General features: G+C 34.4%; 20 protein-coding genes and 1 riboswitch. Of the genes, 5 read left to right on the top strand and 15 right to left on the bottom strand.

Translation table 11 applies throughout. The features are described from left to right. Positions 1-29 precede the first annotated feature (29 nt). On the bottom strand, positions 30-1,706 hold the full coding sequence (gene malL / locus ILT06_RS04750; RefSeq protein WP_064474920.1) for an oligo-1,6-glucosidase: 1,677 nt from the start codon (positions 1,704-1,706) through the stop codon (positions 30-32). 262 nt (positions 1,707-1,968) lie between these two features. Between malL and ILT06_RS04745 the strand changes: the two genes are divergently transcribed. Then, on the top strand, positions 1,969-3,069 hold the full coding sequence (locus tag ILT06_RS04745; RefSeq protein WP_064474919.1) for an ABC transporter ATP-binding protein: 1,101 nt from the start codon (positions 1,969-1,971) through the stop codon (positions 3,067-3,069). A 66-nt stretch (positions 3,070-3,135) separates the two neighbouring features. Here the strand turns inward: ILT06_RS04745 and ILT06_RS04740 are convergent, their stop codons facing one another. The 3 genes from ILT06_RS04740 to ILT06_RS04730 form a co-directional block, all read right to left on the bottom strand. After that, a complete protein-coding gene (locus ILT06_RS04740) occupies positions 3,136-3,645 on the bottom strand; it encodes an SDR family NAD(P)-dependent oxidoreductase (protein ID WP_064474918.1) in 510 nt (169 codons plus the stop codon). A gap of 64 nt (positions 3,646-3,709) precedes the next feature. Further along, a complete protein-coding gene (locus ILT06_RS04735; protein WP_000145657.1) occupies positions 3,710-3,808 on the bottom strand; it encodes a hypothetical protein in 99 nt (32 codons plus the stop codon). Positions 3,809-3,989: 181 nt separating this feature from the next. Beyond that, a complete protein-coding gene (locus ILT06_RS04730) occupies positions 3,990-4,445 on the bottom strand; it encodes an RDD family protein (protein WP_000769076.1) in 456 nt (151 codons plus the stop codon). A 131-nt stretch (positions 4,446-4,576) separates the two neighbouring features. Between ILT06_RS04730 and ILT06_RS04725 the strand changes: the two genes are divergently transcribed. Then, positions 4,577-5,008 (top strand): DUF3997 domain-containing protein, encoded by a 432-nt coding sequence (locus ILT06_RS04725; RefSeq protein ID WP_088047231.1) that lies wholly within the window; start codon positions 4,577-4,579, stop codon positions 5,006-5,008. A 45-nt stretch (positions 5,009-5,053) separates the two neighbouring features. Here ILT06_RS04725 and ILT06_RS04720 read toward each other — a convergent pair whose 3' ends face one another. Both ILT06_RS04720 and ILT06_RS04715 read right to left on the bottom strand, forming a co-directional pair. Then, positions 5,054-5,818, bottom strand: a complete 765-nt coding sequence (locus ILT06_RS04720) for a hypothetical protein (RefSeq protein WP_064474916.1) — start codon at positions 5,816-5,818, stop codon at positions 5,054-5,056. A gap of 36 nt (positions 5,819-5,854) precedes the next feature. Continuing rightward, positions 5,855-6,583, bottom strand: a complete 729-nt coding sequence (locus tag ILT06_RS04715; protein WP_088047230.1) for a DUF4184 family protein — start codon at positions 6,581-6,583, stop codon at positions 5,855-5,857. A gap of 215 nt (positions 6,584-6,798) precedes the next feature. Here ILT06_RS04715 and ILT06_RS04710 point away from each other — a divergent pair, with 215 nt between their 5' ends. Continuing rightward, positions 6,799-7,524 (top strand): AAA family ATPase, encoded by a 726-nt coding sequence (locus ILT06_RS04710; protein ID WP_000567976.1) that lies wholly within the window; start codon positions 6,799-6,801, stop codon positions 7,522-7,524. Positions 7,525-7,555: 31 nt separating this feature from the next. Here the strand turns inward: ILT06_RS04710 and ILT06_RS04705 are convergent, their stop codons facing one another. The 3 genes from ILT06_RS04705 to ILT06_RS04695 all read right to left on the bottom strand — a co-directional run bounded on the left by ILT06_RS04705 (position 7,556) and on the right by ILT06_RS04695 (position 9,724). Then, positions 7,556-8,731 carry an acetyl-CoA C-acetyltransferase gene (locus tag ILT06_RS04705; RefSeq protein WP_000552069.1) on the bottom strand — a complete coding sequence of 392 codons (1,176 nt, stop codon included), beginning with the start codon at positions 8,729-8,731 and terminating at the stop codon, positions 7,556-7,558. A gap of 139 nt (positions 8,732-8,870) precedes the next feature. Then, the gene (locus ILT06_RS04700) at positions 8,871-9,320 is read right to left on the bottom strand and encodes an NUDIX hydrolase (protein ID WP_142289347.1); all 450 of its coding nucleotides are present in this window, start codon (positions 9,318-9,320) and stop codon (positions 8,871-8,873) included. A gap of 110 nt (positions 9,321-9,430) precedes the next feature. After that, complete coding sequence (locus ILT06_RS04695) at positions 9,431-9,724, bottom strand: DUF3928 family protein (RefSeq protein ID WP_000288329.1); 294 nt, start codon at positions 9,722-9,724, stop codon at positions 9,431-9,433. A 161-nt stretch (positions 9,725-9,885) separates the two neighbouring features. Between ILT06_RS04695 and ILT06_RS04690 the strand changes: the two genes are divergently transcribed. Further along, the gene (locus tag ILT06_RS04690) at positions 9,886-10,503 is read left to right on the top strand and encodes a hypothetical protein (protein ID WP_048562415.1); all 618 of its coding nucleotides are present in this window, start codon (positions 9,886-9,888) and stop codon (positions 10,501-10,503) included. 160 nt (positions 10,504-10,663) lie between these two features. On the opposite strand, the gene ILT06_RS04685 is transcribed toward ILT06_RS04690, so the two are convergent. The 3 genes from ILT06_RS04685 to ILT06_RS04675 are packed head-to-tail and all read right to left on the bottom strand — an operon-like array spanning position 10,664 to position 12,541. Then, positions 10,664-11,428, bottom strand: a complete 765-nt coding sequence (locus ILT06_RS04685) for a DUF1129 domain-containing protein (RefSeq protein ID WP_064474912.1) — start codon at positions 11,426-11,428, stop codon at positions 10,664-10,666. Positions 11,429-11,441: 13 nt separating this feature from the next. Continuing rightward, positions 11,442-12,209: a DUF1129 domain-containing protein gene (locus tag ILT06_RS04680; RefSeq protein ID WP_064474911.1), complete on the bottom strand. Its 768-nt coding sequence runs from the start codon at positions 12,207-12,209 to the stop codon at positions 11,442-11,444. Next, the gene (locus tag ILT06_RS04675) at positions 12,209-12,541 is read right to left on the bottom strand and encodes a PadR family transcriptional regulator (RefSeq protein ID WP_000107987.1); all 333 of its coding nucleotides are present in this window, start codon (positions 12,539-12,541) and stop codon (positions 12,209-12,211) included. The genes ILT06_RS04680 and ILT06_RS04675 overlap by 1 nt, the downstream gene beginning before the upstream one ends. Before the next feature lie 195 nt (positions 12,542-12,736). On the opposite strand from ILT06_RS04675, the gene ILT06_RS04670 reads away from it, so the two are divergent. After that, complete coding sequence (locus ILT06_RS04670; protein ID WP_064474910.1) at positions 12,737-13,513, top strand: 3-hydroxybutyrate dehydrogenase; 777 nt, start codon at positions 12,737-12,739, stop codon at positions 13,511-13,513. A 94-nt stretch (positions 13,514-13,607) separates the two neighbouring features. Here the strand turns inward: ILT06_RS04670 and ILT06_RS04665 are convergent, their stop codons facing one another. The 3 genes from ILT06_RS04665 to mtnK form a co-directional block, all read right to left on the bottom strand. Further along, positions 13,608-13,745: a YvrJ family protein gene (locus tag ILT06_RS04665; protein ID WP_000393342.1), complete on the bottom strand. Its 138-nt coding sequence runs from the start codon at positions 13,743-13,745 to the stop codon at positions 13,608-13,610. A gap of 67 nt (positions 13,746-13,812) precedes the next feature. After that, the gene (gene mtnA, locus ILT06_RS04660) at positions 13,813-14,874 is read right to left on the bottom strand and encodes an S-methyl-5-thioribose-1-phosphate isomerase (RefSeq protein WP_088047229.1); all 1,062 of its coding nucleotides are present in this window, start codon (positions 14,872-14,874) and stop codon (positions 13,813-13,815) included. Further along, entirely contained in the window at positions 14,871-16,052 is a 1,182-nt protein-coding gene (mtnK, locus tag ILT06_RS04655) for an S-methyl-5-thioribose kinase (protein ID WP_088047228.1), read from the bottom strand. Before mtnK ends, mtnA begins: the two co-directional genes overlap by 4 nt. Positions 16,053-16,143: 91 nt before the next feature. Continuing rightward, positions 16,144-16,286, bottom strand: a riboswitch (SAM riboswitch). Positions 16,287-16,326: the final 40 nt, after the last annotated feature.

The following is a 16,326-nucleotide window of genomic DNA, read 5'->3' as shown; positions in this document are numbered from 1 at the left end:
TTATGCCAAGGTGTGGCATAAGGATTTTTTTATTTTAATTTAAATACCATCGCTTCATATGGACGTAATGTCATGTTATCTATCGATCCACTCTCTACGTCGTAATTGTGTATGAATAACTCTGATTCACTATAAATAACGTCCTCAGGCAATTCAAATACACTTTCTTCCGCCGTAAAGTTTGCAATAACAAGAAGTTTTTCTTCTTCATATGTTCTTACGTATGCAAAAATAGAAGGATTATTATCTAATATTAAATCATATGATCCGTACACAACTATTTCATTATTTTTGCGTAGGTCAATTAATTTTTTATAGTAATAAAAAATTGAATCTTTATTTTGGATCGCTTGTTTCACATTGATTTCTTTGTAGTTAGGGTTTACCGTAATCCAAGGCTCACCTGTTGTGAATCCGGCATGATCTTTATCATCCCACTGCATCGGTGTTCTAGCATTATCTCGCCCTTTTATATAAATAGACTGCATCACTTTATCTATATCTTCACCGTGCTCTATCACTTTTTCCTTATACATATTTAATGTTTCAATATCTCGATATTCATCAATCGATTCAAATCGAACGTTCGTCATTCCGATTTCTTCTCCTTGATAAATATATGGTGTTCCTTTCATCATATGAAGCACCGTCGCTAACATTTTCGCAGATTTAATGCGATACATTCCATCATTACCAAAACGAGATACAACGCGTGGCTGATCATGGTTATTCCAATACAGGCTATTCCACCCTGTATGCTCTAATGCTTTTTGCCACTTCGTTAAATTCTCTTTTAAAGTAAGGAGTGAACATGGTTTTACATCCCATTTTCCGCCTTCTCCCGAATCTAAATCCATATGTTCAAATTGGAATACCATCTGCAGTTCTTTTCGTTCTTCTCCAGTATACATTTTCGCTTCTTCTGTCGTTACACCAGGCATTTCACCAACCGTCATAATATCATAATGAGACAATACTTCTTCATTCATTTCATGTAAATATTTATGAATGTTTGGACCGTTCATAAAATGCTTATGACCTGAAACATACCCCTCTTCTTCCGTTTCAACAGCTGGTAATCCCTCTTCTTTAGAAATAAAATTAATAACATCCATACGGAAGCCATCAATTCCTTTTTCTAACCAAAACTTCATCATTTCATAAACATCTTGTCTTACCTTTTCATTATCCCAATTTAAATCCGGCTGTTTTTTAGAAAACAAATGTAAATAATATTCATCTGTCATTTCATCATACTTCCATGCAGATCCACTAAAAGCTGCTCCCCAGTTGTTCGGCTCTTTCCCTTCTTTTCCAGGACGCCATATATAGTAATCTCTATATTTATTATCTTTTGATTTACGTGATTCAATAAACCAATTATGTTCATCAGAAGTATGGTTAACAACTAAGTCCATCATAAGTTTCATATTACGTTCATGCATTTCATGTAATAGCTCATCCCAATCTTCCATTGTTCCGAACTCATTCATAATTTTACAATAATCACTTATATCATAACCATTATCATCATTTGGAGATTCATAGACCGGAGATAACCAAATGACATCAATCCCTAATTCTTTTAAGTAATCTAGCTTTGAAATAATTCCACGAAGATCCCCAATACCATCACCGTTACTATCCATAAAGCTACGAGGATAAATTTGATATACTACACTTTCTTTCCACCACTGTTTTTCCATTATGCTACCCCATTTCATTAATAATTCGATTTTCTCTTTTTTAAGGCGCAAACGTTTTCATTAATGAATGATAACAGATTCTATCTTAATTTAAAATAGCGCTTACAACTTTTTATTCTTATTTTTCTAAGAAAACATACGAAAATTACTACTATTCTTCTAATAAATGAAAACGTTTTATTTTTTTGTTTATTTTTTGAATCTATTAGTTTATAATAAACTCAAAGAAAACGTTTGCATAATTTTTCTAGGGGGCAATACCATGGCAGAATTGAAATTAGAAAACATTTATAAAATATATGATAATAACGTAACAGCTGTAACAGATTTTAATTTACACATTCAAGATAAAGAGTTTATCGTATTTGTCGGTCCTTCTGGATGCGGAAAATCTACAACATTACGAATGGTGGCTGGGCTGGAAGATATTTCAAAAGGAGAGTTTTCAATTGATGGTAAGCTAATGAATGATGTCCCTCCAAAAGATCGCGATATCGCAATGGTCTTCCAAAACTATGCTTTATATCCACATATGAGTGTGTATGATAATATGGCATTTGGATTAAAACTTAGAAAAATACCAAAAGATGAAATCGATCGTCGTGTGAAAAATGCAGCAAAAATTTTAGGACTGGAACAATATTTAGATAGAAAACCGAAAGCGTTATCTGGTGGACAACGTCAACGTGTTGCGTTAGGTAGAGCAATTGTTCGAGACGCGAAAGTTTTCTTAATGGATGAGCCTTTATCCAACTTAGACGCTAAATTACGTGTTGCAATGCGCTCAGAAATTTCTAAATTACATCACCGTCTTGGAACGACAACAATTTACGTAACACATGATCAAACAGAAGCAATGACAATGGCTTCACGTCTCGTTGTTATGAAAGACGGAAAGATTCAACAAATCGGAACTCCAAAAGAAGTATATGAAACACCTGAAAATATTTTCGTTGGTGGATTTATTGGCTCACCAGCAATGAATTTCTTCCGTGGTAAATTAACTGAAACCGATTTCGTTATAGATAATTCATTAAAAGTCAAAGTAACTGAAGGAAAAATGAAGATGTTACGTGAACAAGGCTATGTAAATAAGGAAATTGTTTTAGGCATTCGCCCTGAAGACATTCATGATGAACTATTATTTTTAGAAGCTTCACAATCTACTGCCTTCACAACAAAAATCGAAGTTGCTGAGTTACTAGGTGCTGAATCTATTTTATATATGAAACTTGGAGATCAAGATTTTGCAGCACGTGTTGATGCAAGACATACATTTTCACCTGGAGATCAAATTAAACTAGCATTTGATATGAATAAAGCGCATTTCTTTGATAGTCAAACTGAACAACGTATTCGTTAAAAAATAATTTCTCCCTGTATAACATACAAAAAAACCGTCCACATACTTTGAGGGCGGTTTTCATTATTATACGAGGGCTTCTACTGTATGAAATGATTGTCCTTTCGTGCCAATAATACCGAAAATCGGTAAGTCACTCAGCACCACTTCTTCTTGCTGTTTCATAAAAGATGACGTTAATTGTTTTATCTCTATCCAAACGTCATTAATACAAAGTACATTGGAATCGTTCTCTTGTTGGCGAGAAAAAATAGAATCTATTTTATATAAACCAGCATTTTGAAAAAGCATATCAATGCGACTAAATGCATTCAAAGTAATACTGATAACGCGTTGCCAATCTCCTTGCTTTCCCATATCATAGGTTACAAAAAGTGCTTCTCCGCCTAGATTCGTAATTTCCTCCACTGTTGCTTGTCCACTTTCTTGATCAATGTCCGTCACAATTACTTTTGCGCCTTGTTTAGCCAACAAAAGAGCTGTATTACGTCCAATACCGATGCCACCGCCAGTTACGATAGCAACTTTTCCTGCAAGCTTCATTTTCATTACCCCTTCTATAAGTCTTACCGTCATTCAGTATACTCCTTTATGAGATTAGTCTGCAAGCAAGAAAAGTTGCTTATTAATTTGTAAGCGATTACTTTTTTACTCCTTCTTTTTTCTTACTATTACGCTGATCGAAAACTAAACCGATGAAAATTAAAATCCCCCAAAAGATTACGCTACCCCCAGTCATTTCAATTTCCCCCTTATTATATAAAGATATTATTTTAATCATTATAACATTTTCTTAATTTTCAATCTATTAAAACCAAAAATGATATGGATTAACTTTTTCTTATTATATATCCTTTAAAATATATTTATATAATAAAAAAAGACCTTCTTATTTTATGTATAAAAAGGTCTCTGTTTTATTATACAAGACTTATCACTTTTGTTTTTGTAATTAAATCTTGAAAACCACAATTATCTTTGCGGAATAACATCATATATACGTTACATAATATCGGAATTCCAAGTAGCAATATGTTCGGTAATAACAATACAAAAAACCTTATAATTAATGTTTGTAATGTTAACTTTTCACTCTTCAATGAAATTAATTTTATTCTCGTTACCTTTTTACCAAGTGTAACACCGTTCCAAATAAAGGGTACCAAAATAAAATATATCGCCATTAATATAAAAACTACTGCGAGATCATATCTATAATCACCAAAACTAATATTAAAGCGATTAAAAATAGCACTATAATTTCCGGTCATAATAGCTACTACTGCACCATACATAACCGAGATTAAAAACATGTCAATTAGGGAAGCACCTATGCGATTCATTACAAGCGCTGGACGATGCATCTTTAACTTCATTTTATGTCGACTCCTTCATATCCTTCTTTACCCGTCTCATCGTACCACTTCTAAAAAACATTGTAAACTAGCGTTTCTCTTACTTTTCTTGTACAATGTGTTACAACAGCATTGTAAAGGAGGTTCCCATATTGAAAAAATGGATAATCCTATTCGTCGCATTCCTATTAGCCGGTTGTGCTGGAAATACAAATCATATAACTTATACGATTAACGATGAATACGAACTCATACGTACTTCTGGAAATGCATTTGAACTTTTCCCATCACAAGATGCTGTATATGCCACACAATACATTCCTGCAAAAATTACAGACATAGCTTGGGATGATAAATACATTATTGCAAAACAAATTGAGGAAAAGTCAGATCCGAATAACCCTGACGGAGCAATTGCAAATAAAAAAAGTGAGCATTATTGGATTATTGACGTAAAGCATAATAAACGTTTTGGCCCTTATAATGAAAAGCAATTTAATGAACAAAAAGATGCGTTTAAAATTAAGGTACCTTTTCAAAGTGTAGATTCATACATAAAAGAACAGAAAAAACAGTCAGCATAATAGTTTAAGCGCTGACTGTTTTTTCTTACATATTTTTAAAACACCTTACTCAGAAAGTGAGATATTAAAAGTTTGTGCCTCTTTTACAACATCTTGCGTTTCTGTATCTGCTGCGACTACATTATCTGTTGTAAACTTAATATCCTTTACCTTTTCTTTTCCATCATCAAGTATTAAGCCGATAATACCATCTCTTGTTTCACCAGGCTTATAGTCTTCCCTTGATACATTTTTTGTACCAACGAGCGTATCTTCATCATATAAAAAGTTTTGAGTTGCTACTTTAAAATGTTGCTTATCATTAATCGTAACATCATTCATAGAGAAAAATTGCATATTTTTATTTCCGCTATTTTCCACCTTATATGTAATTTCAAGGTAACGAATCGTATCACTAATCTCTGTACCACTTATCGATGCATATAACTCCGCATCTTCTTGGCTTACTTTATCTCCTAATCTACGCTTTACTTCTTCAGGAGTTAATGCCGTAAATACTTTTAATGTATTTTTTGCATCTTTACTCATCTGCGATAAAGAGATTACTTTTACATCTTGTATGTGAATTTTCATTGGTGCTACTTCAAATGTTTGATTTACAGATTGAATCTGTTCTAACTTAAAAGTACCCCACCCTGTTTCTTTCACTTTTTGTCCTACTTTTTTCAGCTCACGCCCACCATATTCTTTTGTTTCAGGAATAGATTCTTTCTTCTTCGGTTCAACTTTCTTTTCTTCTTGATGGAAGCAACCACTTAACATAAGAAGAAAACTACATAAAACAAAAATATTTTTCCATGCTTTCATCATATAATTTCTCCTAACACTATCATTCATTAATATAAATTAGTCCTTTGCTTTGTAGACTATAGAAACAATGAGAAGCCCACAAAACGAACTTGTCAGTCCAGATACTATTATACCCCCTATTTGGAAAATATGAAAATAGGGATTTACAAACGCGTGAACGATAAATACTAGAGCTGCCACAATGATTGCCGAAACCCAATACTTCCTTTTTTCTGAAGCTATCATAATATCTTTCCCTGTTTCATCTTTATACTTCCATAATACGTATAATAGTAATAAGAAACCAACACATGTACTCCCGTGTTGCATATATTTATACACCGGGATACTATGTAATTCCCTTTGTAACAATGGTATTTCCATAACGAAGTAGCCTGTCTTATGAGTAAACGCATCCCAAACGACATGCGTGAGCATACCGAATAAAGCAGAATAGCAAAATACAAAGAAATCCTTCCATGTATGAAGCCCCCACCTCTCATCTACTACATATGTATAGTAGCCAGCAAATGGTTTAGGTAAATGTGTTATAAACGGCTTTTTTAAAATGTGATGATATATGCATGCGAGTAGAAATACAAGCGGTAAATTTAAATATAAGAACCCAAGCCATGTATGGCCAATGACACCATACGGTCTAAAGTGTAAAAAATATTCAAAATCAGGCGCCATACTCCCTAATATAAGAGCCGTTACTGAAATATATTTGGACTGCTTTTTCACAAAAGGAAGGACTGCTGCTGGATGCGCAAATGTAAACGGCATGTTTGAACTCCTTTTCATATCTTCAATAGAATACCATCTATCATAACGAGAGAATTGATCTTGATGCAATATTTATTTTCACATTGGAATATGATAGTTTACATGTTATAATCCACATAAAATATTCAGAAAATAAGGAGAGGTTCACGTGTCATTAACACTTGTATTTACTGTTTTGTTACAATCAAAATCCGTTATGAATTGAGGTTTATATATTGATTGATGTACCCTTTTTAAAAAATGTCACATTAAAAAAAGAAAATATCCCTAGTTTTTCCGCATATCCTTACTGTCTACCCGCTATCCGAACTTTACAATCACTTGCCTTCCACCCAAATGTAACATTCATTATTGGAGAAAACGGAACGGGAAAATCAACATTACTCGAAGCAATTGCAATCGCTTTAGGATTTAATGCAGAAGGTGGAACGAAGAATTTCCGCTTTAGCACAAACGATTCACATTCATCTTTACATGAATACCTTCGAATTTCGAAAAGTTTCAATACACCAAACGATGGTTTCTTTCTTCGCGCTGAATCATTTTATAATGTTGCTTCTTATATTGATGAAATAGATGCTATAAAATCTTATGGAGGTGTTTCACTTCATGAGCAATCCCATGGTGAATCATTTTTCTCCTTATTTATGAATCGTTTTTCAGGACAAGGTTTATACATTTTAGATGAGCCTGAGGCCGCTCTATCACCAATGAGGCAACTTTCCATGCTTATTCGAATGCACGAACTAGCGGAACAAGGTTCACAATTTGTTATCGCGACGCACTCTCCTATTTTAATGGCTTATCCTGAATCCACTATATATTCTTTAACACAAGAAGGGATTCATGAATCCACATTAGAAGAAACCGAGCATTACCAAACGACAAAACTTTTCTTTGAAAATCGTGATCGATTATTTCATCATTTATTTGATTCTTAATAAAAAAGAAGCAGCGATTGCTGCTTCTTTTTTATAGTGCTTCTATAAATAATGCGACCCCAATACCGCCACCGACGCATAGAGAGGCAATTCCTTTTTCTAAACCGCGTCTCTTCAATTCATGAATTAAACTTACAGTAATACGAGCTCCTGTACAACCAATTGGATGTCCAAGTCCTACACCGCTACCGTTTACATTCACTTTTTCACGGTCTAAACCTAATTCTTTCTCTACAGCTAGGTATTGAGCCGCGAAAGCTTCATTAATTTCCAGTAAATCAGCATCTTCTAATGACCAATCTACTTTTTCTAATCCTTTACGAATTGCTGGTGCTGGTCCAATACCCATAATTTTCGGATCTACTCCAGCTACTGAATATCCAACAATTCTAGCTAACGGTTGTAAGCCTTTTTCTTTCGCTTTTTCTTCGCTCATTAATACTAGAACCGCACTTCCATCATTAAGGCCAGATGCATTCCCTGCCGTTACAGATCCATCTTTACGGAAAGCTGGTTTTAATCCTGCTAATTTTTCCGCTGTAATATCTGCGCGTGGATGTTCATCCTTCGAAAATACTATTTCTTTTCTACGTTCTTTTATCGTAATAGGAACAATTTGCTCGTCAAAATATCCAGACTCGATTGCTTGTAGTGCCAATGTATGACTACGAAGCGCAACTTCATCTTGTTCCTCTCTTGTAATTTCATATTGGTCAACTAAATTTTCAGCCGTTTCACCCATCATAATATGGTGAATCGGATCTTCTAGTACTTCCCACACCGTATCACGAATTTCTCCGTGCTGTAGACGTTGTCCCCAGCGGTGCTGTTTTAATGCATAAGGGCTCGAACTCATCGCTTCTACTCCACCTGCAATAACAACATCACTTACACCTAATTGAATTTGCATTGCAGCTGACATAATTGCTTGCATACCTGAAGAACATTGGCGTTGGATTGTATAACCCGTAACTGTGTCAGGAAATCCTGCCGCTAATGCAGCTGTTCTTGCAGTATTTGCTTCATCAGTTCTTTGAATACAATGACCTAAAATTACTTCATCAACTTCGTGTGGTTCTACCCCGCCTCGTTTTACAGCTTCCTGAAGTACAGGAACCGCTAATTCTACTGGCGTTACATTTTTTAGCGCTCCTCCAAAAGTTCCAATTGGCGAACGAACTGCAGCTGTAATAACAACATTATGCATTTTGCACTTGCCCCTCTCTTATGTACCCTAGTCAGTTTTTAGGTGAAATTCCATAAGATGTATGTCTACATCTATCATACTATAAACATACTAAAAAATCAAAATATTTAATATAATAAAAATAGAAGGAATTAACCTTCTATTCTGTTAATGCATATAAAAATTTTTGTAAAATTTTCTCTGTCGTTTCATTCAATTTTGGTAACCTATCTACCGGAAAATATTGAAGCTTCAATCCCTCATGATCAAGCCTTAATTCTCCACTCACATGATGCCCCTGATACAGATGAATAACATTAAAAATTTCATCCCCATTAGGATAACGGAAATATACTTCCTTTCCTGATAAGACACCTAGAAATTGCATTATTTTTGCAGTTAATCCCGTCTCCTCTAATAATTCTCGGCGAGCAGTTTCTTCCGTCGTTTCTCCTAGTTCCATCGCGCCGCCAGGTACACCCCAATCATATGTATCTGAACGATATTGAAGCAATACTTCTTGATTATCATTTAGTATAATTATTGCTGATCCAACGAGAATAAGTGGTCTTGTCCCAACAACTTTGCGTAACTCTTCAATATACCCCATTATGTAAATTCTCCTTTCCTCACCCTCCCTTATCATAACAAAATTTTTCTCCTTTTGTTGATGTAATTTCCAAGAAAAAAAAGGAAGCTTTCGCTTCCTTTTTTCCATTTTTATTTCTTAAAACTTTCATATTTTACAGCTTCAAAAGCTTCTTCAATTTCATCATTACGATAATGAACGTATGTAAAACGCCCTAATTCTACTAATCTTGCTATTTCTTGTAACGCTTTATGTTGCTCATATGTTTCCCCCAGCTTAATATGTACATAAAACTTCATTAATGGATGTTCATATAAAGGTTCTCCCACCTCTACATATACATCTTCCACCCCTTGCACAACTCTTACATAACTTGCAAATTGATAAAGAGCTTCTCTGTCTGAAACGATTTTTAATGTATACATATATTCTCCCCCTTTCCTTTACTATATCAAAAAGATGATCACACTACGTTATAGAACTATGAAATTTTTTCGACTTGTAATAAACAAGGCGTTTATCCATACATAGGGTCTTTTCCCAACATATATTATAGGAAGAATTTTTTTCAGTTGAGGTGTTCCTTATGGATCCATACGTCAATATATGTATTTGCATTACTCCAGGCGCCAATATTTCTGATGACCGTATCGCAAAAGATTTAGCAGTTGCAGAATCAATTTGGCACCCCATTACATTTCAAATTAAAGACGTAATTATTTTAAATGAACTTTTTCGTTTTTCTGACCGTGAAATTAGTTATAAAAATTCTATTCAAAGTCAGGAAAAATTAGCATCCTTTTTCCAAACGTGTGTAAATGAAGCTCCTGAATGCGACCTTTACATTTGTTATATTGGCAGTGATTATTTCAAAGAAACAGCCGTAATTGCCTGCGCTTACTCTTTAGCAAAACAACAGCAACTTACTGGTTATATCGTTTTAACAAACTCGGCTGCCCCCATGAAAAATATATACACGCTCGCTCACGAAGTCGGTCATATTTTATTTACAAGACGTATTCACGGAAAACTTACTCACGCAGATCCTCATTCCCCAACTGGCTCGGAGCACCATCCTTCTCCAACAAATCTTATGTACCCTATCGTACCTCGTCCTGAAAACGTCCATATTCATTCCTTATTAACAAACGAACAAAAAGAGCTCTCTTTACAAAGCTCTTTATTACAAAGAAAAAAACAGTAACTGTCATGTTACTGTTTAAAACAACTTATTTAATCAACAAACCAATTCTCGGCTGCCAAAGGATACACTATACATCTAAGCGTAATCTCTCTTAAAATCAAAATATAGTATTTCTTTGGAAATAATTTATTGTATATCCAGAGCAGCCACTTTTTTTGAACTACTCGTTTATACTTTTTCTCTCTTCAATTTTTAAAGACCATCTCATTAATCCATATATACTTCCATACATAAGTAATATCTTTGCAATTCCCCAAAATACATTTTTTTCTTCTAATCCTTTAAATATAAACATAATCGCTAAAGGAACAAGTAGCACCAAAACACCTATCCAACCAAGAACATACACTTCTCCAACGAAAAGCAATAAAAAGATACTTGCTGCTAATATATATGTTTGCATTGTCGACAATTGCAAAATAGGTGTCCCGTACCATTTATCAATAAACATCAATAATACTAATAATAAAATGGGAACCATTACCATTATGTAAATAATCCCGAACTCTACAAATTTATTTTTAAAAGAAGACATTCTAAACGCAACAATGGTTCCAATAATCATAATGATTAAGACGATAGGATAGCCAATTAACTGTATATTCGTTAGTATAAATTGCTGATTCGGATTATTAAATAAAATATGAGTTAATATCCAATATCCGCCAATACCAATTATCATGGCAAGAATACTCTTTATACTCCCGCCTTTATCCTTATCCATTTCTTTCGCTAATTCTTCCGCATATTCTTTTGGTGAATCACCGAATATATCGCTTACCGTCTTTCCCTCTTTCTCACCTTCTATTAAATGAAGTTCTGCATCTTCTATAAAAGCGTCCACATCTTCTTCTTTCATTCCTTTTGTTATTAAATACACTTTTGTATCGATTAAAAACTTTTCTCCTTCTTTAGAAATTTGCATGATAACCTCTCCCTTATTTAACCGTTTCTTTTCTATTCGTCTTCATCATAATTTCAAGGAAAATTAAAATAAACAAACTTCCGTATAAACATATAATTTGAAATAACATTGGTACGAGATCTTCTGATGTAAATGTTTTAAACACTAACATAATTGAAAGCGGAATGATTAAATATAAGTTTTTAAACCATCCTTCAAAATACAAATTTATCCCTATTGTGATAATAAAAATACCTCCAGCTAATATATAACTTTGCATTTCGGTGAATGTGAGCATTTTTGTAGGATATATTACATCTAATATCGTAACAACTCCTATTAGAAACATTGGCGCAATCATGACTAAAAACCACATAGAAAACCATGTTTTTGTAAAGCTTGTTACGAAGGTCATTTTACGAAGTAGAAAATTAGGACCCATTACAGCTACGATCAATGTAAAGCTATAGCCAATGCACTGAATAAGTGAAATCTGTAACATTCCGTTATTCACTATTAAGATAGAAGCAATAATCCAAAACGATACGATATTCATTACTGTAAAACCAATTTGCTTCCACGTTTCCTGTCTATCCTTTTCCATTACTTTTACAAGTTCATTTGCATATTCTTTCGGTGAGCTTCCGAAAATATCTTCTACACTTTTCCCATCACTCTCACCCTCAATTAAATGGAGTTCTGCATCTTCTATAAAATTTTCAATATCGCTTTCTTTCACACCCTTTGCCACTAAAAATAATCTCATATCTAATAAAAACTTTCGTGCTTCACTGGATATCATTATTTTTTTCTCCCCTTCCCTTCAAGTAGACGCTCTACACTACTTTGCATCGCTTCCCAGCGATCCATAAATTCATTAAGTGCTTCCTCGCCTTTTTCTGTTAATGTATAATATTTTCGCTTTGGGCCAGATGGAGATTCCTTCATTACACTTGTTATTAATCCTTCCTTTTGCATTCGTATTAATAACGGATAAATACTTCCCTCACTCGCCATTGTAAAGCCATACTTCGCTAGCTTTTCACTCATTTCATAACCGTATATTTCACCTTCAGAAATAATAGCAAGTAAGCATCCTTCTAAAATCCCTTTCAGCATTTGACTTGTCGACATAATTCAAATCCTCCCACTATCTTGTTTTACAAGATAGATAAGCGTAAGTATCTTGCTTTACAAAATAGTATAGCAGAGACTATTTTGCAAAACAAGATAGCTAACGATATTTTTCCAATTCTTTGCAGGATTTTCATTATCCACTCTCTAAATAGAGCAATATGAGAACTTTATGACGAAGGGATGTTTTTCATCATGGTTACAAATCGAGTTGTTTTTTTAACAGGCGCTGCAAGTGGCATTGGTTATGAAATGGGAAACGCTTTTGCAAAAGAAGGTGCAAAAGTTGTTATTACCGATCGTCTTGAAGAACGTGCAAAAGAAGCTGCTGAACAATTACAAAAAGAAGGCTATCAAGCTATCGGTTTAAAATGTGATGTTACATCTGAAGAAGAAATTACCGCTGCAATTTCTCAAACCGTTACGCATTTCGGTTCATTACATATATTAATTAACAACGCAGGAATGCAGCACGTTTCACCAATTGAAGATTTTCCAACCGAAAAGTTCGAACTGCTTATTAAAATTATGCAAATCGCTCCTTTTATCGCAATTAAGCATGCCTTCCCAATCATGAAAAAACAAAAGTATGGCCGAATTATTAATGTAGCCTCCATTAATGGCCTCGTTGGATTTGCGGGAAAATCCGCCTACAATAGCGCGAAGCATGGCGTAATCGGATTAACAAAAGTTGCCGCTTTAGAAGGCGCTACTCACGGAATTACCGTTAATGCGCTTTGTCCTGGTTATGTCGATACCCCTCTTGTACGTAATCAACTACAAGATTTAGCTACTACACGAAATGTACCACTTAAAAATGTTTTAGAAGATGTTATTTATCCACTTGTACCACAAAAACGCTTATTGCAAGTACAAGAAATCGCTGATTATGCTATGTTTTTAGCGAGTGAAAAAGCAAGAGGTATAACTGGACAAGCCGTTGTTATCGATGGTGGTTATACTGCTCAATAAAGTGAAGGCTTTTACTTCCCATTAATGCGGGGTAAAAAATAAAGTTTGCTCACGAAGAGCAAACTTTATTTTACTTTCTATCGCGAGGACCTTCCTACTTTAGTAATTGTTTAGGGAGTTTCTCGATTGCAACAATTACCCCATCTAATTTACTTTCAATACGATGGAGTAAATATAATGTTACAACAATCGGAAACCCTACATTACCTATCATCCTGATCCACTCTTCCATTTTTCTCTCCCCCTTTCATTATATAAATAAGAGTACGAAATACATTTAGGCATAAAAAAACAAGCTATTATGTATTAGCTTGTCTTTCAAATAATGATGCAATTTCCCGTTTATAATCTCCATGTATGATGCCTTTTTCAGTAATAATACCTGTAATTAATTCATTCGGTGTTACGTCAAATGCAGGATTATAAACATTAGTTCCAATTGGCGCCACTTGTTTTTCAAAAATTTTCGTAACTTCGGTTTCATCTCTTTCTTCAATAACAATGTCTGTACCTATTTGTTTCGTAATATCAAACGTAGATAACGGAGCTGCAACGTAAAATGGAATATCGAAATACTTTGCTAATATAGCTAAATTCATTGTTCCGATTTTATTTGCTGTATCTCCATTTGCGACAATTCGGTCCGCTCCTACAATAATTGCGTTTATTTCTTTCGTTTGAATAGCATGCGCTGCCGTATTATCTGTAATAAGTGTTACATCAATATTTGCCTGTTTTAATTCCCATGTCGTTAAACGCCCGCCTTGTAAAACCGGTCTCGTTTCACATGCATACGCATGTAAACGTACACCTTTTTCTTTCCCAATATAAAACGGTGCTAATGCAGTACCATATCTAGCAGTTGCAATACTTCCAGCGTTACAAATTGTTAAAATGTTATCACCGTCTTTAAAGCATGTTAATGCATGTTCTCCAATACTCCGGCATACCGCTTCATCTTCTTGCTGAATGAGAAGTGCTTCTTCTTCTAATATTTTTTGTGCTTCTTTTATTTTAGTAATTTCTCCAATGGATTCTCTCATACGATCGATTGCCCAAAATAAATTGACTGCTGTCGGGCGTGACGTTCCTAAATAATTACAATCTCTATTAAACTTCTTTTGAAATTCTTCCATATGTACAGTATTATATTTTTTTGATGCAAGCGCCAAACCAAATGCAGCTACAATTCCAATTGCAGGTGCTCCTCGTACTTCTAGCATGACAATACTTTTCCATACCTCTTCAATCGTCGTTAATGTTTTGTATTCTGTACTATGCGGCAACTTTGTTTGATTTAATACTGCAATGGCATCACCTTTCCAACTGACAGACCTCGGAACAGTAACAATTGTACTCATGCTTTTACCCCTCCAGAAACTGTCTGTTGAAATAACGTTCGGAACAGTTGAATGTCAGCGCTCTTAGATTCATATTTTATTAGTTCTTTACCTAAGGATAGCGCTTGTTTTTTAGCTTGGATTCTCGTTTCTTTATTTGCTATTTCATCTAAATCAGCTACATGTGCTAAACCAATTGTTCTACGTATAAGCTCACATCCAGCAAATCCAACGGCATCCGTAAAAATATTTTGCAAAATAATTGGCAACCATTGTTTCTCTTTCGTATATGCTTCTACGCCTTCTCCAATCCATAATTTCGTAAAAGCTTCTACAAAATAACTCCATGTTTTCTCAATATGGAAAAATAGCACACTTCTTTTTTCCTCTTCACGGGATAGTGCATTTAATAATAAATTTGCAATAAATTGACCAAGGTCAAATCCAAATGGACCGTATGTTGCAAATTCTGGATCAATTACTTTCGTTTCAGCAGGTGATGAAAAAATACTACCAGTATGTAAATCACCATGAATAAGCGCTTCTTTTCTTGTTAAGAACTTATATTTATACTGTGCTACTTTTAATTTTAAATTTTTGTCACTCCACAGTTCATCCACCGCTAGTTGTAACTCTGGTTCATAATCATTCGTATCATAATGACTAAACGGATCTGTAAACACTAAATCTTCCGTAATTTTACTAAGATCTGGATTAACAAATTCACTATCTAACACTCTTTTCTCTTCTGATTGTAAACCGAAATCTGAAGTATAAAACAAAACATGTGCTAGAAAGCGACCAATATGTTGGGATAAAAGTGGGTACTCCTCTCCATCTGTTAATCCTTTTCTTGTAATTGTTAGCCTTGATAAGTCTTCTATGACCGTTACTGCTAACTCTTCATCATGACTGTACACTACCGGCACATATTCCGGCACATACTTCGCAAAAATTTGTAATGCTTTACTTTCAATCGTCGCTCTTTTTATAGACAGTGGCCAGCTCTCACCAACTACTTTCGCATATGGCAGTGCTTGTTTTATTATAATAGACTTCTCTCCATCATCTAATTTGAACACGTAATTTAAATTTCCATCTCCAATTTCATGACAAACTACATTTGCTTTCTTTTCAAAATAACCGTGTTCTTTCGCATATTGTATAGCTGTCGTTTCAGTTAATGAATAATATCCCATCGTCTTCTCCCCCTTTTTTAAATTCAGAGGTTTTTCTGACGTAGAAAAACCTCTTTCCACAAAGAAAGAGGTTTGAAGTTTATCTTCTCCCCTCTTATCTGCCAGAAAGGTTTACTTTCTGCTGGAATTAGCACCGTGCCTTTTGGCGTAAATAAACGCCCCATTTCACAATGGTATTACGGTCGGTTGCTGGGCTTCATCGGGCCAAATCCCTCCACCTGCTCTTGATAAGAGTTGTATAATTTTTTGAATTTTTAACTTTATGTTGAAGACT

The organism is Bacillus sp. 17RED48, assembly GCF_019837545.1.
GTDB classification, from domain to species: domain Bacteria; phylum Bacillota; class Bacilli; order Bacillales; family Bacillaceae_G; genus Bacillus_A; species Bacillus_A wiedmannii.
Note: the sequence above shows the minus strand (reverse complement) of the source record. Positions and strands in the feature narration are given on the sequence as shown.